At 37.9% G+C, this 7,610-nt stretch carries 4 protein-coding genes and 1 pseudogene; all 5 read right to left on the bottom strand.

From position 1 onward, the window contains the following. Window positions 1–664: 664 nt before the first annotated feature. A pseudogene (locus tag LKO28_RS14630) lies at window positions 665–2,022 on the bottom strand (IS3 family transposase). A gap of 42 nt (window positions 2,023–2,064) precedes the next feature. Further along, complete coding sequence (locus LKO28_RS14625) at window positions 2,065–4,587, bottom strand: cation-translocating P-type ATPase (protein ID WP_227695762.1); 2,523 nt, start codon at window positions 4,585–4,587, stop codon at window positions 2,065–2,067. Window positions 4,588–4,602: 15 nt separating this feature from the next. After that, window positions 4,603–5,727: a chromate efflux transporter gene (gene chrA / locus LKO28_RS14620; protein ID WP_093366750.1), complete on the bottom strand. Its 1,125-nt coding sequence runs from the start codon at window positions 5,725–5,727 to the stop codon at window positions 4,603–4,605. Window positions 5,728–5,865: 138 nt separating this feature from the next. Beyond that, the gene (locus tag LKO28_RS14615) at window positions 5,866–6,432 is read right to left on the bottom strand and encodes a cytochrome b/b6 domain-containing protein (RefSeq protein ID WP_227695761.1); all 567 of its coding nucleotides are present in this window, start codon (window positions 6,430–6,432) and stop codon (window positions 5,866–5,868) included. Between the two features lie 34 nt (window positions 6,433–6,466). Continuing rightward, on the bottom strand, window positions 6,467–7,600 hold the full coding sequence (locus LKO28_RS14610) for an efflux RND transporter periplasmic adaptor subunit (RefSeq protein ID WP_227695760.1): 1,134 nt from the start codon (window positions 7,598–7,600) through the stop codon (window positions 6,467–6,469). Window positions 7,601–7,610: the final 10 nt, after the last annotated feature.

Raw genomic sequence — 7,610 nt, 5'->3', positions numbered from 1 at the left:
ATTCCTTAAGGATCTTACTGATCTGCTCTGGTTTGAATCGTTTTCCTTTCATAATACACTGTTAAAGTTATTAATCATTTTTCTATTCTCTAACAGTCTTTTTTTAGGGGAAGCTTACAACTTCGCTTTCGCTACCTTATGAAAAGAATTCAATTATTACGTAACCAACTGACAGAAGCAGTACGATTTGTCCAATCCACTGAACCTGATTATCATCGACTAGACTAAATTTGCACTTTGTGTATTCAATTTTAAACAGCATATTTGAATAAACAAAATTGCATAAAAATGAATTAACAAGAACTCTACGGAAATACAATATTAAACAAAAAAAGTCCCACCAAAAGTCCCACCAATTAATCGATAAAATAAGGTATATCAAGTGCAAAAAGACACCAAAAACACGGAATTTCAGCAAAAAATCGAAGTAATAAACGGCTGTTCGAATTCGATTCCCGCCCTAGGTACTTCAAACCCTTGATAACAAACTGTTATTCAAGGGTTTTTCTTTTTACGGGGTGTAAAAAAGGTGTAAAAGTTTGCCAGAAATTATTTTAAAAAACTGTATTATAGATAGGTGTTTTGTAACAAAGAAACTATGGGTCCTGTATGTCTTCAAACTAAATTAGACACATAGGTCAAATTCCTTAAGGAGTATTTTGCGTTATAAATTTATTAATTTTTGATGATTGTACAATTTTCTTCTTCGCTGTATTGAATCGGCTTTTATGCGTTTTCTTTTTTCGATGATCTGCTCAGATCGTCCATAATAGATGTCTGCTGGTGTCAGGTTATTCAGCGATTCGTGATAACGGCGGTTGTTGTAGTTGTCCACAAACTTTTCCAGGGCTTCGATAAGCTCTTCAGGATGGTAAAAATGGTTTAATTTTACCACGTTTTTCATCGTCCTATGATACCGCTCAATTTTCCCCTGTGTCTGCGGATGCATCGGTCTTCCGTGGACCTGTTTCATCTTTAAAGCTTCTTTTAGATAAGTTTTCAGCTCGTTTGAGACATAACAAGGTCCGTTATCAGAAAGCAACTTCGGTTTGGCTTTCGATTTTAACCTTGCTTTCTCAATGGCTGTATTTACCGTCCTTTTCACATCTTCTGCATTCATTGAATCGCATAGCTCCCAGTGGATGATGTAGCGGCTGTAATCATCCTAAACCGTGCTCAGGTAATACCATCCCCAACCGACAATCTTGAAATACGTGAAGTCGGTCTGCCACATTTGGTGCACAAACTCCGTCTTGTCTTTAAACTCATTTGCTGCTGAAAGAAGGAAATGATTCGGCGCCGGGATCAGATTTCTTTGCTTCAGAATCCGGTAAACGCTGGATTCTGAGATAAAAATACCCTGTTCATCGGTGATCTTGTACGCCAGTTCCCGGGAGGATAATTCGGAGTGTTCCAGAGCTACTTCAACCACTAGGTTTTTTTGGTCTTCGGGAATGCTGTTCCATTGTCTTTTATAAGTTCTATGGCCTTGTTTCAAGCCATCATAACCGTTTTCAAGATACTTCTGATACCATCTATAGAATGTACTTCTAGCGATCCCGAAGCTTGCTAAGGTGCGTTTCACACCGATTTCACTCGTGGTAACGGTCTGAATGATTTCGTATTTCTCACCTGCTGATAATCTCATATATTTCCGATATTTATGGATTAATCCAGCATGTCCAAACTTTTTTTTATAATATCGTAACGCAATACCAGATCGGCTACCATCTCTTTCAACCGGGCATTTTCTTTCTTTAAATCTGAAACTTCATCGCTGGTAGCTTCACGTACAACATCTCCATTGAGACGTTTTTTGCCAGCTTCCATAAACTCTTTGTTCCAAGCGTAGAACTGGGACTGGGCGATGCTGTGCTTTCTGCATAATTCTGCCACAGAGGTCTCGGCTCTAAGACCCTCCATAACGATCAAAATCTTCTGTTCGGCTGTAAAGATCCTGCGCGTATTTTTTCGAATGTCTTTTACAAATGATTCCGTACTCTTTTTCTTTGGTGTTCCCATAATTAAATCTAATGCTTTTTGATGAAAACACTCCTTATGATTTTAAAATAACGTGTCCACTTTTTGCTGACGATTTACAATCCATTTGTACATCTCAAACCACAAAACTGAAGTTGCTGCGATTAAAAATGTCATTCCTAATTCTGGGATGTTCAATCCGGTTACGTGAAAGAAACCGGCAAATATCGGTATGTACAATATGGCGAAAAGCAATATCAAAGTTGCTCCGATGATAACTGGAAATAAACGGTTTTTGTATTTGAAACTCTCAAACATACTGTAAACGAATGAGCGATTGACCAGGCTCAAAAACACATTGGCAAAAATCAAGGTAGTAAAAACCATTGCTCTTGTAGTTTCTTCGTTACTTCCTTTTTGAACGGAAAATTGATAAGAGAACAATACAGCTGCTGTAATTATCAAACCTTGAATAATGCTGATGCTTAATTCTTTCCAATTCAAGAAAGTTTCGGACATTTTCCGTGGTTTTCGTTGCATCGTGTCTTTTTCCATCGGTTCATTTTCATAGACAATGGAACAGGTGGGTCCCATAATCAACTCCAGAAAAATAACATGTACCGGCGTAAAAATATGAGGATAAATCCAACCCAAAAACAAAGGCAGCGAAACGGTCAGAATAATAGGAATATGAATGGAGATAATATACTGAATGGCTTTTTTGATATTGGCATAAATTCGTCTCCCTGCTGCAATTCCTGTGATGAGTTTGTCCAAATCATCATTGGTAATCACTAATGAAGCTGCTGCTTTGGCTATTTCCGTGCCTTTGCTTCCCATTGCAACACCAATATGAGCGGCTTTCAGTGCAGGAGCATCGTTTACGCCATCGCCCAACATAGCAACAACTTCTTCATCTTTTTTGAAAGCATTGACTATTTTTAATTTAGCTTCTGGAAACATTCGGGTAAACAAGGTCGTTTTTCTTGACAGTTCAATCAATTCTGGTTCAGTGTGGTGGATAATTTCTGCTCCGTTTACGGCAGGAGTTTCATTGATAATTCCCGCTTGCCGGGCAATGGCAAGGGTGGTGTCGGCATTATCGCCTGTAATCACCTTTACTTTAATTCCGGCATCGTATATTTTTTGGAATACTTCCTGAATATTTTTCTTTGGTGGGTCGTAAAACACGGTAAATCCTAAGAATTCAAAGTTGAAATCCTGTTGTTTTTCGGGATAATCAGTTCCTTCAAAATTTGACTTGGCTACACCCAATAATCGATAGCCCTGTTTGCCAAAATCGCTGATATGCCGGCGAAGTTTTTCTTTTTCAATTTCCGACAAATTTGATGACGCAAGAATGGCTTCGGGAGCACCTTTGGTGGCAATAATTCTTTCATCCTGTTCATTTTCAAAAAGATGTGTCATCATTGGCGGTTTTCCTTCCAAGGGATATTCGTGTATCATTTGGAAGTTCTTCCGTTGGTCATCGGCTTGAGTTTTTTCATAAACCTGATGCAGCGTTTTCTCCATCGGATCAAACGGAACAGGTTCACTACTCCACATCGCAAACGCAATGAGTTCGGACAGTTCGGGTGTGTTAAAATCAGCTTCGTCAAAAATCTTGTTGGATTTGTAATCAAAAAGGGCTTTCAAGTGCATCGAATTTTCGGTAATGGTGCCGGTTTTATCTGCGCAAATCACCGTGGTACTTCCCAATGTTTCTACCACACTGCTTCGTTTGATGATAATCCCTTCTCGCATTAATTTCCACGCTCCCAATGCCATAAATGTGGTAAAAGCCACAGGAATTTCTTCGGGTAAAATGGACATTGCCAAAGTCAGTCCGACCAACAAACTTTCAATAATATCTCTTGATTGCCAAAAACTGTATGCCCAAACTAATAAAAAAACAACAATGCCGATGATTGCCATCCATTTGACAAATTTTGTAATCTGAATTTGTAAGGGAGATTGCTCTCCTTTGATGTTCTGAATGGATTGTCCGATTTTTCCCAGCTTGGTTTCCGTACCGATTTTTTCCACTTTAAAAACCGCCAGTCCAGAAACCGTCAACGAACCGCTATATACTTTTCTGTCATCGGTTTCCTGACTTTTGAACACCGAAAAGCTTTCTCCTGTTAGCGATGCTTCATTGACCGAAAAATCATTGCTATGCACAATCTCACCATCGGCATTGATCATCTTTCCTTCTTCGGTTATGCACAAGTCGCCCACGGCAATTTCGTGGGTAGGGATTTGTATTACTTTTGAATTTCGGATAACGGTACTGAGCGGTTCGTTCAGTTTTTCCAAGGCTTCCAATGCCTTTTTACTACGATTGTCCTGATAGAACGAAATACCCGAAACGGCTATAATCGCTCCCAACATAAAAATTGCTTCGGAATAATTGCCCACAATCACATAAATAATCGCCACGGCAATGAGCAAAAGCAACATCGGCTCTTTCAGGATGTCCAATAGCATCGTGTACCAGATATTTTTTTTAATGTTGTCTGCCTGGTTGTAACCGAATTGGCTACGAGAGATTTTCAGTTCCTCTTCCGACAGTCCGGTCAGGTGTTTGGGAATGTTATAGGGTGTCATAAAACTATATTTTAATTATATTAGATGTAATAAATAGCCCGTCAAAGACCCAAGAAGTATGATAACGACGGAGCTTATTTTTCGGAAGCCAAAGGTTAGAAAAAGGCTGATGATTGCAATGGATATCGTCCGCCAGTCGGTTATTACTTCTCTTCCCATAATGATGCAGACCGAAATAATGAGTGCTACCGAAGCAATATTTACTGCATCTAAAAAGGAAGAGAAACGTGTTGATTTTCGTAAAAATTTCAAAATTGGATTCAATAATGCGACGAAAATAAAAGAAGGCAAAAAGACAGCAAATGTTGAGATAATTGCACCCCAAATTCCATTGATTTGATAACCAATAAATGTAACCGAAGACGTAACGGGGCCGGGCGTAAACTGCCCCACGGCAATGGCATCAATCAGTTCTTGGCGACTTAAAATACCTGTGGTCACGAGTTCAGAATCTAAAAATGCAAACAACACATAACCACTTCCGTACAAAACTGCTCCTATCTTTAGGAAAATCCAAAACAGTTTGAGGTTGGTAACAGAAATTGTGGTCATTAAGGGAATGGACAAGAACGGAATCGGGAAAAAACTGTTGAGTGTATGCTTCTCTTTAAGTGATTTATAAAGCATAAATAGTAAACCGAAACCAAACATTAATAAGATTTCATTTTGCACAAAAAATGAAAAAATTAAAACCAATAATCCAACAATAGCCAACTCTTTAGATTTTACAGATTGCTTGCCTAATGGATAGACTGCTGCCAAAATAATGGCAATAATTGCGGGTTTGATACCATAAACAAATGGTTCGACTTGAGGAAGTTGTCCATATATTTTGTACAAATAAGCAAAAATCCCCGTGATAAGTACGGCAGGAAGAATAAAAAGACTTCCGGCAACAAGCATTCCCTTCCAGCCGCCTTTTTCTTTACCAATATGTATGGCGAGTTCAGTACTGTTGGGACCAGGAATTAAATTTGTAGCTCCCATCAAATCAAGAAATTGCTGCTCGGATAACCAATTTCTTTTCACTACAACTTCCTCCCGCATCATAGCAGTATGACCAGCAGGACCACCAAATGCCGTAAATCCCAGTTTCAGAAAAAGTCGGGCAATTTCTTTGATGTTGTTATGTTCGCTCATTAATGAAATCTTTGCGTTAAAATTATTGGTTATTACGGTTCATAATCATTTAATTAATATATATTTTTCCAAAATATATAAGGTCGATAGGTTATATTATTGTAAAGTATTTTGGCTTATCAATATCAAAATTTTTCTTTAATCCCCACCAATCATTTTTGAGGTGACTCCTTTTTTACTGGATAATTCAGCAATGACAATTCCCACAAAATGCAATAGAATAAAAATAGGAAACCAATAAACACCCCATTTATGGACAGCTTCAATATTTTCTTTCCATTGTGGAAAAAATCCTTGTCTGATACAAATACCCGTAACGGCAGAAATGAATACAAAAAGATAAAAATACACATAAGTAAAACCCTGTAACCGTTCTTTAAGCGGTTGATTGCGCTGAAACGGATTTGGAAAACGAATGCCTTTTGCCAACATATAAATTATTCTTGCAAGGAATGAAAATATCATAATGTGTGCAAATACTTCGTGCCACTGCCACATTGGTTCAAGAATGCTTTTAGCAATTTCCATTGACTGTTCTTTGGCTAATAAATCTGTTTTACTTTCGATGATACCGATTATATGTTTTTTATTCATCCAGTAGATACGAAGAAAACCGGTGATAAATAACACAGGCATTGCAAAAGCCATTATCCAATGCAAAATGCGATGGATAAGAGTAAATTGAATTTTAATATCTGTTTTCATATTTGAAAAATTTTAGTGTTCTATTTGAAATAATTTACTCCTCACTTTCATTTTTCAGTGCCATTAAGAGCGTGTAAGCATTTTTGACAACAATATTTTCATTACCAAACTGCTCGGCATTGATGATTTCTATAAGATTATTTTCAGCATTTCCGGTTTGTACTTCTTTCATTTCAAAAGCTTGTTTTCTTTTCTCCACAAAAACATAGTGTTTGTTTTCAAATCGAACAATCGCCTCTTCAGGAAGCACATTAGCGTTATGGGTAGAAACCTCTATTTCGGCATTCATAAACATTCCGGGAAGCAAGCCGTTGTCATACTGCTCAAACTGGCAATGCACTTCAGCAGCATTCTGGCCGGAGATGTTTTTGCTGATGAGAATGACTTCCAAAGGATATTTCGTCTGCGGATGGCTATTGGAGTATGCCAATAATTTTTGACCCACAGCAAGTTTATTGATGTCTTTTTCAAAAACGGTCAAGTTCAAATGAATGTCATTAGGGTTTACCAACTCAAAGAGTATATCACTTGGGGTTACATATTTCCCAATATTAACATTTACTGCCGATACAAAACCCGATATAGGTGAATAAACATTAATGCTTTTTGAAATGGTACCGGCACTTATTCTTTGGGGATTTAAGCCTATCAATTTCAGTTTTTCTTCCAGCGATTTCAGTAAAACCAACTGCGTTTGATAGTTCGTTCTTGTTTGCTCAAACACTTTATCGCTCGTGGCTTTGCTTTGGTTCAGCTCTTTCTGACGGTTGTACTCGCTTTCGGTTAAACTCAACTGGGCTTTTGCGGTTAAATAATCCTGTTGCAACTGTATATACTGTATGTCTTCCATTACTGCCAATGGTTCCCCTTTGCGGATGTGCATTCCGGGCAGTAATTTTGTTGATTTCAGATAACCACCCAACGGAACACTTACCGTAACCAAACTTTGTGGCAGTACATCAATCTTTCCGTTTAATTTGAGTACGGAAGAAATATTGGATGTGAAAATCTTACCTGTTTCAATTGCAGCATTTCTATACTGTTCGTCCGTAAGCGAAAGTGTGTTTTCCTGGGTTGGTTGCTCATTTTCTGCATCGCTCTGCTTTTTGTCATTTCCGCAGGAAGCGAGTAACAGTGCTATATTTATGATTAAAATTATATTTTTCATTTTTCCAGAA

Origin of the sequence: Sphingobacterium sp. FBM7-1, assembly GCF_020687765.1 — a bacterium.
Classification (GTDB): domain Bacteria; phylum Bacteroidota; class Bacteroidia; order Sphingobacteriales; family Sphingobacteriaceae; genus Sphingobacterium.
Note: the sequence above shows the minus strand (reverse complement) of the source record. Positions and strands in the feature narration are given on the sequence as shown.